19 protein-coding genes and 1 tRNA gene are annotated in these 18,858 nt (G+C 69.7%); 17 read left to right on the top strand and 3 right to left on the bottom strand.

Features of this window, described 5'->3' with window-relative positions; genetic code table 11:
- The first annotated feature begins 295 nt into the window (after nt 1–295).
- The 3 genes from F5972_RS03335 to F5972_RS03325 all read left to right on the top strand — a co-directional run bounded on the left by F5972_RS03335 (nt 296) and on the right by F5972_RS03325 (nt 2,897).
- Entirely contained in the window at nt 296–1,480 is a 1,185-nt protein-coding gene (locus tag F5972_RS03335) for an RNA-guided endonuclease InsQ/TnpB family protein (protein WP_225311118.1), read from the top strand.
- Nucleotides 1,481–1,558: 78 nt separating this feature from the next.
- Nucleotides 1,559–2,101, top strand: a complete 543-nt coding sequence (locus F5972_RS03330; protein ID WP_150930882.1) for an RNA polymerase sigma factor — start codon at nt 1,559–1,561, stop codon at nt 2,099–2,101.
- Nucleotides 2,088–2,897 (top strand): hypothetical protein, encoded by an 810-nt coding sequence (locus tag F5972_RS03325; protein WP_150930880.1) that lies wholly within the window; start codon nt 2,088–2,090, stop codon nt 2,895–2,897. Before F5972_RS03330 ends, F5972_RS03325 begins: the two co-directional genes overlap by 14 nt.
- On the opposite strand, the gene F5972_RS03320 is transcribed toward F5972_RS03325, so the two are convergent.
- Nucleotides 2,871–4,235, bottom strand: coding sequence for a WD40 repeat domain-containing protein (locus F5972_RS03320; RefSeq protein WP_150930878.1), 1,365 nt, complete (start codon nt 4,233–4,235; stop codon nt 2,871–2,873). The genes F5972_RS03325 and F5972_RS03320 overlap by 27 nt on opposite strands.
- A gap of 276 nt (nt 4,236–4,511) precedes the next feature.
- Between F5972_RS03320 and F5972_RS36885 the strand changes: the two genes are divergently transcribed.
- On the top strand, nt 4,512–4,655 hold the full coding sequence (locus tag F5972_RS36885; RefSeq protein ID WP_191909914.1) for a hypothetical protein: 144 nt from the start codon (nt 4,512–4,514) through the stop codon (nt 4,653–4,655).
- A 23-nt stretch (nt 4,656–4,678) separates the two neighbouring features.
- Here F5972_RS36885 and F5972_RS03315 read toward each other — a convergent pair whose 3' ends face one another.
- Nucleotides 4,679–5,698: an adenosine deaminase gene (locus tag F5972_RS03315; RefSeq protein ID WP_150930877.1), complete on the bottom strand. Its 1,020-nt coding sequence runs from the start codon at nt 5,696–5,698 to the stop codon at nt 4,679–4,681.
- Between the two features lie 74 nt (nt 5,699–5,772).
- Here F5972_RS03315 and F5972_RS03310 point away from each other — a divergent pair, with 74 nt between their 5' ends.
- Both F5972_RS03310 and F5972_RS03305 read left to right on the top strand, forming a co-directional pair.
- Nucleotides 5,773–6,273, top strand: coding sequence for a SigE family RNA polymerase sigma factor (locus F5972_RS03310; RefSeq protein WP_150930875.1), 501 nt, complete (start codon nt 5,773–5,775; stop codon nt 6,271–6,273).
- A complete protein-coding gene (locus F5972_RS03305) occupies nt 6,270–7,286 on the top strand; it encodes a PASTA domain-containing protein (RefSeq protein WP_150930873.1) in 1,017 nt (338 codons plus the stop codon). Before F5972_RS03310 ends, F5972_RS03305 begins: the two co-directional genes overlap by 4 nt.
- Before the next feature lie 231 nt (nt 7,287–7,517).
- Here F5972_RS03305 and F5972_RS03300 read toward each other — a convergent pair whose 3' ends face one another.
- Nucleotides 7,518–8,723: a pyridoxal phosphate-dependent aminotransferase gene (locus F5972_RS03300; RefSeq protein WP_150930871.1), complete on the bottom strand. Its 1,206-nt coding sequence runs from the start codon at nt 8,721–8,723 to the stop codon at nt 7,518–7,520.
- Between the two features lie 234 nt (nt 8,724–8,957).
- On the opposite strand from F5972_RS03300, the gene F5972_RS03295 reads away from it, so the two are divergent.
- The 11 genes from F5972_RS03295 (at nt 8,958) to rpoB (ending at nt 18,845) form a co-directional block, all read left to right on the top strand.
- Nucleotides 8,958–9,030: transfer RNA gene (locus tag F5972_RS03295), tRNA-Trp, on the top strand.
- Between the two features lie 76 nt (nt 9,031–9,106).
- Nucleotides 9,107–9,364: a preprotein translocase subunit SecE gene (gene secE / locus F5972_RS03290; RefSeq protein WP_111699923.1), complete on the top strand. Its 258-nt coding sequence runs from the start codon at nt 9,107–9,109 to the stop codon at nt 9,362–9,364.
- Nucleotides 9,365–9,420: 56 nt separating this feature from the next.
- Entirely contained in the window at nt 9,421–10,209 is a 789-nt protein-coding gene (gene nusG / locus F5972_RS03285; RefSeq protein ID WP_225311117.1) for a transcription termination/antitermination protein NusG, read from the top strand.
- 93 nt (nt 10,210–10,302) lie between these two features.
- Complete coding sequence (rplK, locus tag F5972_RS03280; protein WP_139580512.1) at nt 10,303–10,734, top strand: 50S ribosomal protein L11; 432 nt, start codon at nt 10,303–10,305, stop codon at nt 10,732–10,734.
- Nucleotides 10,735–10,808: 74 nt separating this feature from the next.
- On the top strand, nt 10,809–11,522 hold the full coding sequence (rplA, locus tag F5972_RS03275; RefSeq protein ID WP_111699920.1) for a 50S ribosomal protein L1: 714 nt from the start codon (nt 10,809–10,811) through the stop codon (nt 11,520–11,522).
- Between the two features lie 199 nt (nt 11,523–11,721).
- Nucleotides 11,722–12,561: a LolA-like protein gene (locus tag F5972_RS03270; protein WP_150930869.1), complete on the top strand. Its 840-nt coding sequence runs from the start codon at nt 11,722–11,724 to the stop codon at nt 12,559–12,561.
- Nucleotides 12,562–12,772: 211 nt separating this feature from the next.
- Nucleotides 12,773–13,297: a 50S ribosomal protein L10 gene (rplJ, locus tag F5972_RS03265; RefSeq protein ID WP_150930867.1), complete on the top strand. Its 525-nt coding sequence runs from the start codon at nt 12,773–12,775 to the stop codon at nt 13,295–13,297.
- A 79-nt stretch (nt 13,298–13,376) separates the two neighbouring features.
- The gene (gene rplL, locus F5972_RS03260) at nt 13,377–13,769 is read left to right on the top strand and encodes a 50S ribosomal protein L7/L12 (RefSeq protein WP_150930865.1); all 393 of its coding nucleotides are present in this window, start codon (nt 13,377–13,379) and stop codon (nt 13,767–13,769) included.
- Between the two features lie 188 nt (nt 13,770–13,957).
- A complete protein-coding gene (locus tag F5972_RS03255; protein ID WP_150930863.1) occupies nt 13,958–14,446 on the top strand; it encodes a hypothetical protein in 489 nt (162 codons plus the stop codon).
- Nucleotides 14,443–14,949, top strand: a complete 507-nt coding sequence (locus F5972_RS03250) for a hypothetical protein (protein ID WP_225311116.1) — start codon at nt 14,443–14,445, stop codon at nt 14,947–14,949. The genes F5972_RS03255 and F5972_RS03250 overlap by 4 nt, the downstream gene beginning before the upstream one ends.
- A gap of 422 nt (nt 14,950–15,371) precedes the next feature.
- A complete protein-coding gene (rpoB, locus tag F5972_RS03245) occupies nt 15,372–18,845 on the top strand; it encodes a DNA-directed RNA polymerase subunit beta (protein ID WP_150930861.1) in 3,474 nt (1,157 codons plus the stop codon).
- Nucleotides 18,846–18,858 lie beyond the last annotated feature (13 nt).

Here is an 18,858-nt window from a genome sequence, read left to right as displayed (position 1 = left end):
AGTGTAGTGCCCGTCCCATCGGCCGGTATCCGCTTCGCCGCGGGGGTGGGCTGAGACACGCTTCGGGGTTCTCACGGTCTTTTCCCCGTAGTTCGTGGACGGATCATCCGTCCCCCCATCAGATTCTCCCGAGGGGGCCGTCGCCTTGAGGCGACGGGGGAATCGGGAGCGGGCGGGCCGCCAAGGCCCGAGTGTGCTCTGACCTGCGGGGTCTGCGCATCACGGTTTTCTTTCCAGGTTTCGTCGGTGTAAGGCGATACCGTGGTGTTCTTGTTCCCGCATGTGGGAGGTGGGCGTGCGCAGATCGTTCACGTTCCTGCTGCGTCCCACGGCCAAGCAGGCGGCCGCGCTCGCCGCGTGCCTGCACGACCACCGGGAGCTGTATAACGCCGCTTTGGAGCACCGCCGTACGGCCTACCGCAGGGCTGGGGTGACGGTTCGGTACGGTGACCAGTCGGGCGAGTTGAAGCACATTCGCGCCGACGACCCTGATGGGCAGGGCCGGTGGTCGTTCTCCTCCCAGCAGGCCACCCTGCGCCGGTTGGACAAGGCGTTCGCGGCGTTCTTCACTCGGGTGAAGGCCGGGCGCACACCGGGGTTTCCCCGGTTCAAGGGGCGCGGCTGGTTCGACACGGTGGAGTGGCCCAGGGACGGCGACGGCTGCCGGTGGGACTCCCAGCCCGAGCACCCGGCCGCGACCTACGTGCGACTGCAGGGCATCGGGCATGTCCGGGTTCACCAGCACCGCCGTGTGCTCGGCACCGTCAAGACGATCAGCGTCAAGCGGGAGGGCGCCCGCTGGTATGTGATCCTGTCGTGCGATGACGTGCCCGCCGAAACCCTTCCCGCGACCGGCGCGGCGGTCGGGCTGGACATGGGTGTGGCCTCGCTGGTCACCACCAGCGACGGGGAGCGTCTGGACAACCCGCGCCGCCTTGCCGCGTCCGCCGGCCGTCTCGCGACGGCACAGCAGGCGCTCGCCCGCACAAAGCGCGGGAGCAAGCGCGGCGGTAAGGCCGCTGCCAGAGTCGCCGCGCTGCACGCCAGGGTGCGCCGCCAGCGGTTGGACGGCGCGCACAAGGCCGCGTTCGCACTGGTCCGCGACTACGACGTGATCGTGCACGAGGACCTGCGGATCGTGAACATGACCCGCTCGGCCTCCGGCACGATCGCCCAGCCCGGCCGGAACGTCGCGCAGAAGTCCGGCCTCAACAGGTCGATCCTGGACGCGGGTTGGGGGGTGTTCCTGCGTGTGCTCGCGCACAAGGCTGAAAGCGCCGGTCGAGAGCTGATCGCGGTGAACCCTGCCGGCACCTCCCGCACGTGCTCGCGTTGCGGGCACTGCGCGAAGGAGAACCGCGTCACCCAGGCCGAGTTCCGATGCCAGGTGTGCGGCCACGAGGCGCACGCCGACGTGAACGCGGCCAAGAACATCCTCAGGGCAGGGCTTGCCCTTCGCGACGCTGCGGAAGCGGCTTAGCGAGAAGCCGCTCCCTTCAGGGAGCGGAGGAGTCACAGTCTTCACCTTTCCGACGCCCCCCGAGCGACATTCCCCCCGATGGACGACGACGAGGCTGTGACCCGCGCGCTGGCCGGTGATCTCGGCGCCTACGAGGTGCTGGTCACCCGCTACAGCGCGATCGCCCACCGTACGGCGAGCCTGCTCGGCGCGGGCGACGAGGCCGAGGACGTCGTCCAGGACGCCTTCGTCAGGGCGTTCCGTCACCTGCGGAGCTTCCGCAGGGACGCGTCGTTCCGCCCGTGGTTCCTGCGGATCGTGGCCAACGTGACCCACGACCTCACCCGGTCGCGTGGCCGCCGCTCCGACCTCGCCGTACGGCTGGAGCGGGAGCCGTACACGCCGGACGGGACGGACGACCCGGAGAGCGCGGCGGTCGGCGCCGACGGCCGGAGCCGCCTGTACGAGGCGGTACGGCGTCTGCCGGACGGGGAACGCGAAGCGGTGGTGTGCCGGTATTTCCTGCAGTTGTCCGAGGCGGAGACGGCCGAGGTTCTCGGCGTACGGCTCGGCACGGTGAAGTCGCGGACGTTCCGGGCCCTGCGACGCCTGCGGGAGGAGGTGGGCCGTGAGCATCTCTGACGACGGCCGCTCCGGCGACCCGGACATCCCTGAGACGACGGAGCCGGCAGGGACGGAGGCGCTGGAGGCTCGGCTGCGGGCGCTCGGAGAGCACCTGGGCGCTTCCGGGCCGCCCCCGGCCGAGGTGGCGCTCGCGGTCCGGGCCCGGCTGGAGAACGAGGACGCGCCGATCCTGCCCGCTCGCCGGCCCGGCTGGGGGCAGGGGTGGCGGCCCAGGTGGTGGATCAGGCGGCCGTCGCCGCGCCTGGCGGCCGCCCTGGTGGCGGTGCTGGTGTCGGCGCTGCTCGGCGCGACCCCGCAGGGACGGGCCGCGGTGGTGTCGGTGCTCCGGTTCGCCGGGGTCGAGATCCACGTCGGCGGCGTGGCGCCGCTGCCGACGGGCCTGCCCGGCCCGCTCCCGGGAGAGCGCCGGGTCACGCTCGCCGAGGCGCGGAGGGCCGTGCGGTTTCCCGTCGTCGTGCCGTCCGCGCTGGGCGAGCCGGCGGACGTCCGCGTGGCCGACGGCGGCCGGGTCGTGACCCTGTTGTGGCCGGGTATCCGGCTCGACGAGTACGACGGGACGCTGACCGTGGTCTGGCACAAGGAACTGGGAGAGCCGTGGCCGGAGCAGGTGAGTGCGGTCGACGGCTGGTGGATCTCCCGGAACCACGGCGTGTCGTACGTGTCGGCGCAGGGCCGGGCACGGGAGGAGCGGGTGGCCGGGCCCACGCTCATCTGGCAGCACGGCCTGGTCGGGCTGCGCCTTGAGGGCCCCGGCCGCGACGAGGCCCTACGGATCGCCTCCTCCGTCCGCTGAGGCGGCGACCTCGCGCGCCAGCCGGTCACGATCCTCCCGGACGGCCGTGAGCCGGGCTCGCAGCCGCTCGGCGCGGCGGCGCGACAGGTGCGGCTCCGGCGTGGACTCGCCCCGCCACAGCCGCAGCGTCGCGTCCCTGCCGCCGGTGGCCAGCAGGTGACCGTCCGGGTGGAAGGCCAGCGCGCCGACGGAGCCGCTGTGGGGGAGGGGCTCGCCGACCGGCCGGTGAGCCGACACATCCCACAGCCGCACGTTCCCGTCCTCCAGGCCGGCGGTGGCGAGCAGGTGGCCGTCGGGGTGGAAGGCCGGATCGGCGACGAAGCCGATGTGCCCCATGAGCGGGGAGCAGACCGGTTCTCCCGTCATCACATCCCACAGGCGCACGGTCGCGTCGTTGCCGGTGGACGCGAGCAGATGACCGTCCGGATGGAAGACCACCCCCGTGACCTCGCTCTGATGCCCGGCCAGAGGTCCGCCGACCGCTTCGCCGGTGACCACGTCGCACACCCGCACGGTCGCGTCGTTGCCGGCGGTCGCCAGCAGCCGGCCCTCCGGGTGGAAGGCCAGAGCGCGGATGGCGAAGACCGGATGTCTGTGCCCCGTACGGACCTCGCCCGCGGGCCTGCCGGTGGTCACGTCCCACAGCCGCACGGTGTCGTCGTTTCCGCCGACGGCGATCAGCCGGCCGCCGGGGTGGAAGGCCACGGTGTGGTGCCCTGTGGAGTGGATGGTCAGGGGGTCGCCGACGGACTCGCCGGTGGTCCCGTCCCACAGGCGCAACGCCTCGTCGCCCACGGCGGCGAGAAGGTGCCCGTCCGGGTGGAAGGCCAGCATGTGGACCCAGCCGTTGTGGGTGACGAGGGGGCCGCCGAGAGGATCACCGGTGGTCACGTCCCACAGCCGCACCGTCGCGTTCCTGCCCTCCGTGTGCGTGGCCAGGAGACGGCCCTCGGGATGGAACGCCACGCCGTCGACCGCGTCGCCATGAGGAAGTGCGGTACCGGTCGGCCGGTACGGCCCTCCGGGGCGTGCCGGAGGGCGCGTGCCCACCGCTGCCGAGTCCGCTGCCGAGTCCGCTTCGTCGGCGGCGAGCCACAGGCCCTGGTACGCCTCCGGGTCGCCGTCCAGAGCCTCGACGACGAGTTCGAGCTGGCCGAGGCGCGGCAGCCTCCGGCAGTGGATCACCATGCCGACCGTGGTGTGGCTGAGCGCATGGCCGGTCAGCCTGGCCAGCTCGCGGTAGCTGGGCCTGCCCCGGCGCCGGTACAGCTCCTGTAACCGGTCGCGCAGCGCGGCCAGCGCCTCCTCACCGGAGCCGGGTGACGAGTTCTGGGACATCGTGGACGAGCATCCCAGACCACCGCACAACGCACGGCGTTTCGCGTGACGTCACTGACGCGGACGTACGGCGCCTGTCAGGGGGCGTACGACCTTGTCCGGCGGAGTCAAAGATCGGCCGTAACCGTCAACGGGCCTCCGGCGTCTTCCACCCTGGGATCACCGCCGAATCACCGGCGGCAGGCTGTCCGCCGTACGAACGGCGGGTCCACGGGATGACGCCGGCCGCCGGGCCGTCCCCGCGGCGCACGCCGCCTCCTCGAAGGGATCCACCCCATGACGATCCTGTCCCAGCTGACCGTCGCAGGCGTCGTCGGCCTGTCGCTGCCGGCCGTTCTCACGGCGGTCTACCTGTTCTCCGCCGACTCCGCCCGCCGTGCCCGGGCCATGCGCGTGCTGCGGCTGTTGCTGCGCCGCTGACCTCGCGGGCCGGACGGGAGAGATCAGGCGGGAGCGGCGAGCCAGGTGTCGATCTCGGCCAGGAGTTCCTTCCTGACCGGTTCGGGGGCGGCCGACGACCGGATGGACTGCCGGGCGAGCTCGGCGATCTCCGCGTCGGCGAAGCCGTACACCTCTCTGGCGAGCTCGTACTGCGGCAGCAGCCGGGCGCCGAACAGCAGTGGGTCGTCGGCGCCGAGCGCGATCGGCACTCCCGCCTCGAACAGCCGCCGCAGCGGCACGTCCTCCGGCCGCTCGGCGACCCCCAGCCCGACGTTCGACAGCGGGCACACCTCGCAGGTGACCTGCCGGTCGGCCAGCCGTTCCATCAGCCGGGGCGACTCGGCCGCACGCACCCCGTGCCCGATCCGGTCGGCGGACAGCTCGTCGAGGCACTCGGCGACGCTCGCCGCCCCCAGCAGTTCGCCTCCGTGCGGCACGGCGAGCAGGCCCCCGCGCCTGGCGATGCGGAAGGCGTGCTCGAAGTCCCTGGCCCGACCCCGCCGCTCGTCGTTGGAGAGCCCGAAGCCCACCACGCCCCGGCCCTCGTACCGCACCGCGAGCCGGGCCAGCGTCCTGGCGTCGAGCATGTGCCGGGTGCGGTTGGCGGCCACGATCACCGCCATCCCGATCCCCGCCGCCCGCGCCGCCTTCTCCGTCGCGTCGAGCATCAGCTCAAGGGTCTCGGTCAGCCCGCCGAAACGCTGCGCGTAGCCGGACGGGTCGACCTGGATCTCCAGCCAGCGCGAGCCTTCCCTGGCCTCGTCCTCGGCGGCCTCGCGCAGCAGCCGGTAGACGTCCTCCGGGCGGCGCAGCACCGACCGCGCGATGTCGTACAACCGCTGGAACCGGAACCAGCCCCGCTCGTCGGTCGCCCGCAGTTTCGGCGGCCAGTCCTGCACCAGCGCGTCGGGCAGATGGACGCCCTGGTCCCGGGCGAGCTCGATGAGCGTCGAGTGCCGCATGGAACCGGTGAAGTGCAGGTGCAGGTGTGCCTTCGGGAGCATGTCGAGTGGGCGTGCCATCTCCATATCCTGCCGTATGCCGCTCTCAACCCGCCGCCGGGCTCGCGCGTTGTGGACAGGCGAAAGGGGAGCTCATGACCGATGAAGACGAGGCGGCCTTCGACGAGTTCCTGGCCGCGCGCAGCACCGCCCTGCTGCGCACCGCGATCCTGGTCTGCGGCGCCTCCGCCGTCGACGCCGAGGACATGGTCCAGAGCGCACTGGAGAAGGTCTACCGCCACTGGCCGCGCATCCGCCACGACAACCCCGAGGCGTACGCGCGGCGGGTCGTGGTGAACGGCGCGATCAGCAGGGCGAGGCGGCGCAGGGTGATCCGGGAGATCACCTTCGCCCAGCCGCCTGAGACGCCGGTGGAGTCGCCCGACCTCGGCCTGCGGGAGGTGCTGCTCGCCGAACTCAGGAAACTGCCGGCCCGGATGCGGGCCGTGCTGGTCCTCCGCTACTGGGAGGACCTGTCGGAGGCCGAGACCGCCGCGCTGCTCGGCTGCTCGGTCGGCACCGTCAAGAGCCAGGCCGCCCGCGGCCTCGCCCGCGTGCGCGCACGCATGGAGAACCTGGAAGGAGCGTCGGCATGAACGTCGAAGAAGCGCTGAGGGACGCGATGGCCGCGCAGGTCGCCGGCGTGCACGCCTCGCCGTACCTGGGCCAGTCGGTCCGGCGGCGCAGCCGCCGCGCCACTGTCCGGTTTCGTACGGCGGGAGCCGCCGTGCTCACCGCGGCGGTCGCGGTGGGGGTGCCCGTGGCGATGACCGCTCAGCCCGGCACCGACCCGGTCGCCGGCGGCCTCGCCGGACCGGGGACCGGGGCCGGTGCCGGCGTCGCCGCTCCGGGGACGGCGACTCCGTCCGAGACCGGCCCCGGTGACACGATCGCCGTACCCGAGGGCGTCGTCCCCGACGTGGTCGGCAAGAGCGCCGGGGACGTCATGACCCTCCTGGACGAGGCCGGATACACGGTGCGGATCGTGAAGGTCGTCACCGGCGACGCCCCGGAGGGGACGGTCATCGCGCAGATGCCGGCCGCCGGGACGACAGCGCCCGCCGGGGCGGCGGTCATGATCACGATCGCGACGACGGTCGTCTCGACGTCCGACACCGCACCGGACGCCCAGACCTCGTGGACGCCGCAGGACCTCGGCGACCTCGGGGACGGCCGGACGCTCGGCGGCGTCCACGTCGGTTACCTGCCCAAGGACCTCGAATGGGGCAAGTGGTCGGGCAAGGACGGGTTCGGCACCGAGAGCTACACCACGAGCTGGGTGGAGCCGGGGCAGGAGCCCGGCGTGTACAGCATCCAGCTGATCGTCTACCGGAAGGAGGCGGCGAGCCTGCTCGCGAAGCGGCTGAGAGGCTACGCCGGGCAGGGCGCCAGGCCGGTCGACGTCGACGGCAAGAGGGCGTACCTGGTCAGCCTGTCGGAGGGAGGCGACCGGATCACGGACGGGGGCACCCGCACGATCACGTGGACGCTCGCTTCCGGCGTCGGGATCGAAGTGATGATGAGCCCCGACTACGAGGCGAAGCTCGGCCGGGGCGCGGCCGACCGGGAACTGCGGAAGATCGCCGCCGGAGTCGCCCTCGACCGCTGACGCACCCCACCCCGGCCCCCACCCCGCCTCCGGCCCCCCAAGCCGGAGGCGCTGCCCGCCCCCCGGCCACGAGAAGATCGTCGCGGCGCCCATCTGCGTCCTCTGGTCCTGAACGCGTCCACGGCGGCCGACCGCAAGCCGTCGTTCACCTGATCACCGGCATGGCGAAGGCCCGGTCCCGCGTGGCGGGGGCCGGGCCTTCGTGCCGGGTGAGCCCGGGTGGGCGAGGTCCTAGTGCGCCTCGGACAGGAGCTTGGCCAGCCGGCTGACACCCTCGGCCAGGTCGTCGTCGCCCAGGGCGTAGGAGAGGCGGAAGTAGCCCGGGGTGCCGAAGGCCTCACCGGGCACCAGCGCGACCTCGGCCTCCTCCAGGATGAGCTCGGCCAGCTCGGCCGACGACGCCGGGCGCCTGCCGCGGATCTCCTTGCCGAGCAGCGCCTTCACCGACGGGTACGCGTAGAACGCGCCGAACGGCTCGGGGCAGACCACGCCGGGGATCTCGTTGAGCATCCGGACCATGGTCTGGCGGCGCCGGTCGAAGGCCGTGCGCATCTCGGCGACGGCGGACAGGTCGCCGGAGACCGCGGCGAGCGCGGCGGCCTGCGCGACGTTGGAGACGTTCGAGGTGGCGTGGGACTGCAGGTTGGTGGCCGCCTTGACCACGTCGGACGGGCCGATCAGCCAGCCCACCCGCCAGCCGGTCATCGCGTACGTCTTGGCCACGCCGTTCAGCACGACGACCCGGTCCCGCAGCTCGGGCACGGCGGTGGCGATGCTGGAGAACTCCGCCTCGCCGTAGACCAGGTGCTCGTAGATCTCGTCGGTGACGACCCACAGGCCCTTGTCCAGCGCCCAGCGGCCGATCTCCTCGACCTGGGCGGGGGAGTAGACGGCCCCCGTCGGGTTGGACGGCGACACGAACAGCAGCACCTTCGTGCGGTCGGTCAGCTTCTCCTCCAGCTGCTCGACCGAGGCGAGGTAACCGGTCGTCTCGTCGGTGACCACGTCGACCTGGACGCCGCCCGCGAGCTTGATCGCCTCCGGGTACGTCGTCCAGTACGGCGCCACGACCAGCACCTCGTCACCGGGGTCGAGCAGCGTGGCGAACGCCTCGTAGACCGCCTGCTTGCCGCCGTTCGTCACCAGCACCTGGGCGGCCTCGACCCGGAACCCGCTGTCGCGCAGCGTCTTGTCGGCGATCGCCTGCCTGAGCTCGGGCAGGCCTCCGGCGGGCGTGTACTTGTGGAACCTGGGGTTCCGGCACGCCTCGACGGCCGCCTCGACGATGTAGCCGGGCGTCGGGAAGTCGGGCTCGCCGGCGCCGAAGCCGATGACCGGCCGACCGGCCGCCTTCATCGCCTTGGCCTTGGCGTCCACGGCCAGAGTCGCGGACTCGGAGATCGCGGAAATACGTGCGGAGATGCGAGGTCGGGTCATGCCTCCATCGTTCCAGACGCGCCGCGCGGTTTCGCATCCATATCCGGCCCGCGGACGGGTCCGCACGGTAACTTTGAGCCCGGGCCGGAGCGGCGCCGGACCGTCTCCGGACGGCGGGCGAGCGTTCTGGTTCGACGCAGTGGTGATTCCCGCGTACACTTCACCGACTAGTGGGCCACGTGAGAGACGGACGGATGCGTCAACGCGTTTCTCGGGTATCGTGGTGCACGGCCTAGGGCACTAGCGCAATTGGTAGCGCACCGGTCTCCAAAACCGGCGGTTGGGGGTTCGAGTCCCTCGTGCCCTGCGGAGTGCGGTCCGCGCAACAATGGCGTGAAAGCGCGCCGCAAGCTGCGACGGACACGACGGATCAGGTGAGGACTGTGGCGATCGACACCCGCGGCGAGACCGCTGGAAAGCCCGGTAAGCCAACCGGCGAGAAGAAGGCAAGGCGTACCTCGCCCGCTCTGTTCTACCGGCAGGTCGTCGCCGAGCTGCGTAAGGTCATCTGGCCGAGGCGCACTGAGCTGATCTCGTACACGGTGGTCGTCCTGGTCTTCGTCGTGATTATGGTTGCGCTCGTTTTCGGGATCGACACCGTGCTGGGTAAGGCTGTGCTGTGGGTCTTCGGCGGATCCTGATCCGGCCCGAGACGTCTTAGCACGTCCACGACACCAAGCGAAGAAGGAAGAGTCCCGTGTCCGAGTCCCCGATGCCGGCCGACCGCTCCCATGATGAGCATGACGAGTGGGGCACCGAGCAGGACGAGGCCGTAGAAGAGGTCGAGGAGACCACGGCCGCCGACTCTGACGGCGGTGACGGCGGCGAAGACTCGGCCGAGGCCGCCGAAGAGGTCGACGTCGCGCAGGTCGACGAGGACGGCGACGTCCTCCCCGATGTCGACCCGGTCGAGGAGTTCAAGCGTCAGCTTCGCGGTCAGTTCGGCGAGTGGTACGTCATCCACTCCTACGCCGGCTACGAGAACCGCGTGAAGCAGAACATCGAGAGCCGTATCGGGTCCCTCAACATGGAGGACTTCATCTTCCAGGTCGAGGTGCCGACCCACACGATCACCGAGTTCAAGGGCGGCAAGAAGACTCCGATCAAGGAGCGGGTGCTTCCCGGCTACGTGCTGGTCCGGATGGAGCTGTCCGACGAGTCCTGGGCCGCCGTGCGCAACACGCCCGGTGTGACCGGCTTCGTCGGGCTGTCGAACAAGCCGAGCCCGCTGAACCTCGACGAGGTCGCCAAGCTGCTCGCCCCGGAGCCGTCCGAGGAAGTCAAGAAGGCCGCGGCCAAGACGGCCACCGCGACCGTCGACTTCGAGGTCGGCGAGTCGGTCACCGTCATGGACGGGCCGTTCGCCACGCTGCCGGCCACGGTGAGCGAGATCAGTGCCGAGTCGCAGAAGCTCAAGGTCCTCGTCTCGATCTTCGGCCGGGAGACCCCGGTTGAGCTGTCGTTCAACCAGGTCTCGAAGATCTGACCGGCTCGCGTAGACTCGATAGCCGTCCTCACGCACGCCGTGTTCCGGCGTGCCGTGAGGCTTTTGTAGGACCAAGGACCCGGAGAAGGACTAATGCCTCCAAAGAAGAAAGTCGCGGCCCTGGTGAAGGTCCAGCTTCCCGCTGGCCAGGCCACCCCCGCGCCGCCGGTCGGTACCGCGCTCGGTCCGCACGGCGTCAACATCATGGACTTCGTCAAGCAGTACAACGCTGCGACGGAGGCCCAGCGGGGCAACATCATCCCCGTCGAGATCACCATCTTCGAAGACCGCAGCTTCACCTTCATCACGAAGACGCCGCCGGCGCCTGAGTTGATCAAGAAGGCCGCCGGTCTGCAGAAGGGCAGCGCGAACCCGCACAAGGACAAGGTGGGCAAGCTGACCCGCGAGCAGCTTCGCCAGATCGCCGAGACCAAGATGCAGGACCTCAACGCCAACGACGTCGAGGCCGCCGAGAAGATCATCGCCGGCACCGCCCGCTCCATGGGCATCACCATCGCCGACTGACTCTCACCGGCGAATTCGAACGCTGTGGGAGGGCCGAGGCGCGGCCCGGACCACGATCTCCTTAGGAGTACGAAGTGAAGCGCAGCAAGAGCTGGAAGAACGCGGCGGCCGAGGTCGACCGCGCGGCCCTGTACGCCCCTCTGGACGGCGTGCGGCTGGCCAAGAAGACGGCGACCACGAAGTTCGACGCCACCGTCGAGGTGGCCCTGCGGCTGGGCGTCGACCCGCGCAAGGCCGACCAGATGGTCCGCGGCACCGTCAACCTCCCGCACGGCACCGGCAAGACCGCCCGGGTCCTGGTCTTCGCGACCGGTGACCGTGCCGAGGAGGCCCGCGCGGCGGGCGCCGACATCGTCGGCTCCGACGAGCTGATCGACGAGGTGTCGAAGGGCCGTCTGGACTTCGACGCGGTCGTCGCGACGCCGGACATGATGGGCAAGGTCGGCCGCCTGGGCCGCGTGCTCGGCCCCCGTGGCCTCATGCCGAACCCCAAGACCGGCACCGTGACGCCGGCCGTGGCCAAGGCCGTGACCGACATCAAGGGCGGCAAGATCGAGTTCCGGGTCGACCGGCACGCGAACCTGCACTTCATCATCGGCAAGGCGTCCTTCGACGACCGCCAGCTGGTGGAGAACTACGCCGCCGCGCTGGACGAGGTGCTTCGTCTCAAGCCGTCGGCCGCCAAGGGCCGCTACCTCAAGAAGGTCACCTTCACCACGTCCATGGGCCCCGGCATCCCGGTCGACCCGAACGTGACGCGGGCGATGACCGCCGAGATCGACGCCTGACCGTTCCACGACGGCCGAACAGGCCGCCGAGCCTGACAGAAGCCCCCGCCCGGGACATCGGGCGGGGGCTTCTGTCTGTCTGTCTATGTGCAGGTTTCGTGCACATGTCATGAGGGTTGCGACAGGGGCGGCGCACATAGGGCGTTAGGCGAATAGGGTCAAGGGCAGGTAAAGGGGGAACCCAGAAAGGGATGGAAAAATGCGACGACTACTAGTGGCCGCGGGGGCGGTTGCCGCGATCACGGTCGCGGGCTGCGGGACGACCGCGACTCCGTCTCTCGAGAACGTCACGCTCTCGGCGTCCGAGGTCCTGCAGCAGAGCGCGCAGAAGGCCGACGACGTCAACACCTACGCCGCGGATCTCGTGGTGAACGTCACCGACGCCAAGGGCGCCCAGGCGGGGCTCGTGCAGGGCACGATGCTCTACCAGAAGAGCCCGCAGGTCGCCACGGACATCAACCTGAGCCAGGTGTCGTTCAACGGCCAGAACCTGCCCGGCGGCGTGCGCGTCATCGTCGACGGCGAAGTGGCGTACGTGAAGGTCGACATGCTCAAGAACCTGCTGGGCGCGACCAAGCCGTACATCAGGCTCGACCTGAAGCAGCTCGGCTCGCAGGCGGGCGTGGACATCGACCAGTACCTCGCCCAGGCCCGGCAGTTCGACCTGAAGACCAGCACCGCCCTGCTCACGGCGTCCAAGGACGTCAAGTCGGTGGGCAGCGAGCAGGTCGGCGGGGTGGACACGACCCACTACTCGGGCACGTTCCCGGTGGAGGAGGCGGTCAAGCAGCTGTCCGAGGACCAGCGCTCGCAGCTGCGCGGTGAGCTGGCCGGCGCCAAGGACGTCAAGTTCGACGCCTGGATCGACGCCCAGGGCCTGCCGCGGAAGGTCGAGCTGAACGGCGGCAAGCCGGACGCGGGCGCCTTCAAGGCCACGGCGATGTTCAAGTCGTTCAACGAGCCGGTCTCCATCAAGGCGCCGGCGGCCGACCAGGTGGGCGAGCTGCCGCAGCGCGCCACCGCCGATTTGCCGTCCTGACGGTTGACAACGTAGTCTGTCTCCTGCCGAAGACCGCCGGTCGTCGCCGGGCGTGCAGCCCGATGACTGAAGGATCCACGTGAGTGGACGGCCCGCGTAGGTGTGGAGACGCTTGAAGACGTGTGACGTCTGCCCAAGCCCCGTGCGCCTGCGCCGGGGCTCGTCTGTTTTCCGAGGGCCTTCCGCCGGCGGCACATCTGGAAGGAGGCCCATGGCGAAGTCGGAGAAGAGCGTCGCGATCGCCGAGCTCAAGAATGAGTTCGAGGGATCCAGCGCCGCCGTTCTGACCGAATACCGCGGTCTCACCGTCGCGCAGCTCAAGCAGCTGCGTGTTTCTCTCGGTGGGAATGCGAAGTTCGCCGTGGCGAAGAACACGCTGACCAAGATCGCGGCCAACAACGCCGGGATCACCTCTCTGGACGACCTGTTCCAGGGCCCGACCGCCATCGCGTTCGTCAAGGGCGACGTGGTGGAGGCGGCCAAGGGGCTGCGTGACTTCGCCAAGGCCAACCCCCTCCTGGTGATCAAGGGCGGCGTCGTCGACGGCAAGTCGATGACCCCCGACGAGATCACCAAGCTTGCCGACCTCGAGTCCCGTGAGGTGCTCCTCGCGAAGCTGGCCGGTGCGCTGAAGGCCAAGCAGTCCCAGGCTGCCGCCACCTTCGCCGCGCTGCCCACCACCATGGCTCGACTGGCCGAGGCTCTGCGCGCCAAGCGCGAAGAGGCCGGCGAGTAGGTCCGCGCAGCGGGCGGGGGAAACGCGCACCGCGGTCCCCTTACACGTTTTCTGCTAGATCCACTGGAGGAACACCATCATGGCGAAGCTCAGCACCGACGAGCTGCTCGAGACCTTCAAGGAGATGACTCTCCTTGAGCTGTCCGACTTCGTGAAGGTCTTCGAGGAGACCTTCGACGTCAAGGCCGCCGCGCCGGTCGCCGTCGCCGCCGCCCCGGCCGCCGGTGGCGCCGCCGCCGCCGAGGAGGCCGAGGAGCAGGACGAGTTCGACGTCGTCCTCGAGGCCGCCGGCGACAAGAAGATCCAGGTCATCAAGGAGATCCGGGCCCTGACGAGCCTGGGCCTCAAGGAGGCCAAGGACCTCGTGGACGGCGCTCCGAAGGCCGTCTTCGACGGCAAGGTCAACAAGGAGCAGGCCGAGAAGGCGAAGGCCGCCCTGGAGGGCGCCGGCGCGACCGTCACGGTCAAGTAGTCTCCACGCTTCACCGAAGGGGCGGGTCCATCCAGGTGCCGGATGGGACCGCCCCTTTCGCGTGCCCGGGCCCGTGCGGTATCGAGACCCTATGGGCAGGGCGGGCCCGTTGATCTATGGTCGGGGCGTAGGATCCGGCGCGACGTGATCAGGCCGAGACGGTCGGGTGCTCGGGGAGGTGGGCGGGGATGCGGCGCGCGCTGACCGTCGGGCTCGTCCTCGTCGCGGTCGCGCTGGCCCTCGTGGTCCAGCGCCTCGCCGGAGCCCGTACGGAGGCCGAGGCGGCCGCACAGGACCGGCAGATGGCCGTCCGGGCCGCCATGGCGCACGCCGTGAGCCTCATGACGATCGACCACCACCGCATCGACGACGACATCAAACGCGCGCTGGCCACCTCCACCGGCCCGGAGAAGGCGCGCTACGCCGCGAACCAGGCGGCCCTGAGGTCCGCCACGCTGAAGAACAAGGCCGTTCAGACGGGTGTTCTGCGGGCCTCCGCGCTCGCCTCCATCGCCGGAGACCGGCGTACGGCGCAGGTCCTGGTCGTGGCCGACGCGGTGATCCACTGGGAGGACGGCAGGAAGGCCGCGCCCGAGGAACGCTTCTTCCGGTGGCGGATGGACGTGACCAAGGCGTCGGGCCTGTGGCTGGTCTCCGGGGCGGAGCTGGTGCAGTGAGGCGGCTGCTGCGGGCGCTGCCGGCGCTCGCCGCCGTGGCGCTGGCCGTCGCCGCCGTGTGGCTGCTGCTTGACCTTCGCCGTCTCCAGGCCGCCGACACGGCCTCCCGCGAGGCCCTCGCGGCCGCCCGGTCGTACGCGCCCGACATGCTGTCGTACGACTACCGTACGATCGACCGGGACATGGCGCGGGCGGGCGCCCACGCGACCGGGGAGCTGGCCGAGCACTACCGCACGCTCGCGGCGACGCTGGGCCCGGAGGCCCGGGAGCGGCGGACGGTCCAGCAGACCGTCGTGGCGGCCGCGGGCGTGGAGTCGGCGACGCCCGAAGAGGTCCGCGTGCTGCTGTTCGTGAACATGGTCACGACACGGTCGGGCGGGGGCGAAGAAGAGCCCAAACAGCAGGTCAGCCAGGGCAGGGCACGTCTGGTGATGGTGACGCAGGGCGACGGCTGGCGGGCCTCCCGGCTGTCGACCCTTCTGGGGGACACGCCCGCCCCGTGAGCGCGTGGCTAAATTGTTAGCAAAGACCGCGTTTGAACCATGCTTGCCGATGGGTATTCAAGGGCACGGCAGCGTAGACCCACGGTCAGCGTTGGGCCGTTCGCGTGACTGAGCGTTACCCGTCTCCGGTCCCGGGTAGGGACTGGATCCCCGGCGTTCGCTAAGGTCCCGAGGGCGGGAAAACCCAGCGTGACCCCTGTCGGTTAGGCGAAATGTCGGCTCTCGGGCTTGACGTTTCGGCGCGGACGGGTGATGCTGCCAGCAACGTGGAGCGCAGAGCGAGAGCGGAGTGGACAGGTGTATGCCGATCGGCTACACTGCCCCTTTGCGCTGCCCTTTGACGACCGCTTCTCTGAGTAACCTCTGATCTTGGTCGTCTGGCGTGCGTGTAGTCAGTCCGCGAGCCCTCGGAAGGACATCTGTTGGCAGCCTCGCGCAACGCCTCCGCCGTACCCGCCGGTCCCCGTACCGTGTCGTTCGCACGAATCGAGGAGCCGCTCGAAGTACCCGACCTTCTCGCCCTGCAGACCGAGTCGTTCGACTGGTTGCTCGGAAACGAGAGATGGAAGGGCCGGGTCGAGGTGGCTCGCCAGGCCGGGCGCAAGGACATTCCGGCCCAATCAGGTCTCGAAGAGATCTTCGAGGAGATCAGTCCCATCGAGGACTTCTCCGGAACCATGTCCCTGTCGTTCCGGGATCACAGGTTCGAGCCGCCCAAGTACTCCGTAGATGAGTGCAAAGACAAGGACATGACCTACTCCGCCCCGATGTTCGTCACGGCGGAGTTCATCAATAACACCACAGGTGAGATCAAGAGCCAGACGGTGTTCATGGGCGACTTCCCGCTCATGACCTCGAAGGGCACCTTCATCATCAACGGCACCGAGCGCGTGGTGGTCTCGCAGCTCGTCCGGTCGCCGGGTGTCTACTTCGACCGCTCTGTCGACAAGACCTCCGACAAGGACCTGTTCGGCTGCCGGGTGATCCCGTCGCGCGGCGCGTGGCTCGAGTTCGAGATCGACAAGCGCGACAGCGTCGGCGTGCGCATCGACCGCAAGCGCAAGCAGCCGGTCACCGTGCTGCTGAAGGCGCTCGGCTGGACCAGTGACCAGATCCTGGAGCGTTTCGGCCAGTACGAGTCGATGCGGGCCACCCTGGAGAAGGACCACACGTCCGGCCAGGACGACGCGCTGCTCGACATCTACCGGAAGCTGCGGCCGGGCGAGCCCCCGACCAAGGAGTCGGCGCAGGCGCTGCTGGAGAACCTGTACTTCAACCACAAGCGCTACGACCTCGCCAAGGTCGGCCGCTACAAGATCAACAAGAAGCTGGGCGTCGGCTCCGACATCACCCAGGGCACGCTGACCGACGAGGACATCGTCGCGACCATCGAGTACCTCGTCCGGCTGCACGCCGGTGAGGAGTCGATGGGCGAGAACGGCTCGGTCGTCGTCGAGACCGACGACATCGACCACTTCGGCAACCGCCGTCTGCGCACGGTGGGCGAGCTCATCCAGAACCAGGTCCGGCTGGGCCTGGCCCGCATGGAGCGCGTCGTCCGCGAGCGCATGACCACGCAGGACGTCGAGGCGATCACGCCGCAGACCCTGATCAACATCCGCCCGGTCGTGGCGTCGATCAAGGAGTTCTTCGGCACCTCCCAGCTGTCGCAGTTCATGGACCAGACCAACCCGCTGGCCGGCCTGACGCACAAGCGGCGTCTGTCGGCCCTGGGTCCCGGTGGTCTGTCCCGTGAGCGGGCGGGCTTCGAGGTCCGCGACGTGCACCCCTCGCACTACGGCCGCATGTGCCCGATTGAGACGCCGGAAGGCCCGAACATCGGTCTGATCGGCTCGCTGTCGTCCTTCGGGCGGGTCAACTCGTTCGGCTTCGTCGAGACGCCGTACCGCCGCGTGGAGGACGGCCGGGTCACCTACGACATCGACTACCTGACCGCCGACGAGGAGGACCGGCACGTCGTCGCCCAGGCCAACACGGTCCTGAACGCCGACGGCAGCTTCGCCGAGTCCCGGGTGCTCGCCCGGCGCAAGGGCGGCGAGTTCGAGGCCGTCCACCCGTCCGAGGTGGACTACATGGACGTCTCGCCGCGCCAGATGGTGTCGGTCGCGACCGCCATGATCCCGTTCCTCGAGCACGACGACGCCAACCGCGCGCTCATGGGCTCGAACATGCAGCGCCAGTCGGTGCCCCTGCTGAAGAGCGAGGCCCCGCTGGTCGGCACCGGCATGGAGTACCGCGCCGCCACTGACGCCGGCGACGTCATCAGCGCCGAGAAGGCCGGTGTCGTCGAGGAGGTCTCCGCCGACTACGTCACCGTGATGAACGACGACGGCACGCGTACGACGTACCGGGTCGCGAAGTTCAAGCGGTCGAACCAGGGCACCTGCTTCAACCAGAAGCCGATCGTGGCCGAGGGCGACCGGGTCGAGCAGGGCCAGGTCATCGCCGACGGTCCGTGCACCGACAACGGCGAGATGGCGCTCGGCAAGAACCTGCTCGTGGCGTTCATGCCGTGGGAGGGTCACAACTACGAGGACGCGATCATCCTGTCCCAGCGCCTGGTGCAGGACGACGTGCTCTCCTCGATCCACATCGAGGAGCACGAGGTCGACGCCCGCGACACCAAGCTGGGCCCCGAGGAGATCACGCGGGACATCCCGAACGCCTCCGAGGACGCGCTGGCCGACCTCGACGAGCGGGGCATCATCCGCATCGGCGCCGAGGTGGTGACCGGCGACATCCTCGTCGGCAAGGTCACCCCCAAGGGTGAGACGGAGCTGACCCCCGAGGAGCGCCTGCTGCGCGCGATCTTCGGTGAGAAGGCGCGTGAGGTCCGTGACACCTCCCTGAAGGTGCCGCACGGCGAGTCCGGCAAGGTCATCGGCGTCCGGGTGTTCAGCCGCGAGGAGGGCGACGAGCTTCCTCCGGGTGTGAACGAGCTGGTCCGCGTGTACGTGGCGCAGAAGCGCAAGATCACGGACGGCGACAAGCTCGCCGGCCGCCACGGCAACAAGGGCGTCATCTCCAAGATCCTTCCGGTGGAGGACATGCCGTTCCTGGAGGACGGCACCCCGGTCGACATCGTGCTCAACCCGCTGGGCGTGCCCGGCCGGATGAACGTCGGCCAGGTGCTGGAGACCCACCTCGGGTGGATCGCCGCCCGCGGATGGGACGTCAGCGGCATCGAGGAGGCCTGGGCCGAGCGCCTGCGTGAGAAGGACATGGACAGGGTCGAGCCCTGGACCAAGGTCGCCACGCCGGTGTTCGACGGTGCCCACGAGCAGGAGATCGTCGGCCTGCTCGACAGCACCCTGCTCAACCGGGACGGCTCCCGCATGGTGGGGGAGAACGGCAAGGCCCGGCTCTTCGACGGCCGTTCCGGCGAGCCGTTCCCGCACCCGATCTCGGTCGGCTACATCTACATCCTCAAGCTGCTGCACCTGGTCGACGACAAGATCCACGCTCGCTCGACCGGTCCGTACTCGATGATCACCCAGCAGCCGCTGGGTGGTAAGGCGCAGTTCGGCGGCCAGCGCTTCGGCGAGATGGAGGTGTGGGCCCTCGAGGCCTACGGTGCGGCGTACGCCCTGCAGGAGCTGCTGACCATCAAGTCCGACGACGTCCTGGGCCGGGTGAAGGTCTACGAGGCCATCGTCAAGGGCGAGAACATCCCCGAGGCGGGCATTCCCGAGTCCTTCAAGGTCCTCATCAAGGAGATGCAGTCGCTCTGCCTGAACGTCGAGGTCCTTTCGAGCGACGGCATGTCGATCGAGATGCGGGACACCGACGAGGATGTCTTCCGCGCGGCAGAAGAGCTTGGCATCGACCTGTCCCGGCGTCCCCACGAGGGCGCGATGACCGTCGACGAGGTCTGATTCAAAAGGGGAT

This window comes from Microbispora cellulosiformans, assembly GCF_008728085.1.
Classification (GTDB): Bacteria; Actinomycetota; Actinomycetes; order Streptosporangiales; family Streptosporangiaceae; genus Microbispora; species Microbispora amethystogenes.
The sequence above is the reverse complement of the archived record's forward strand: the minus strand, read 5'-3'. Positions and strand labels throughout refer to the sequence as shown.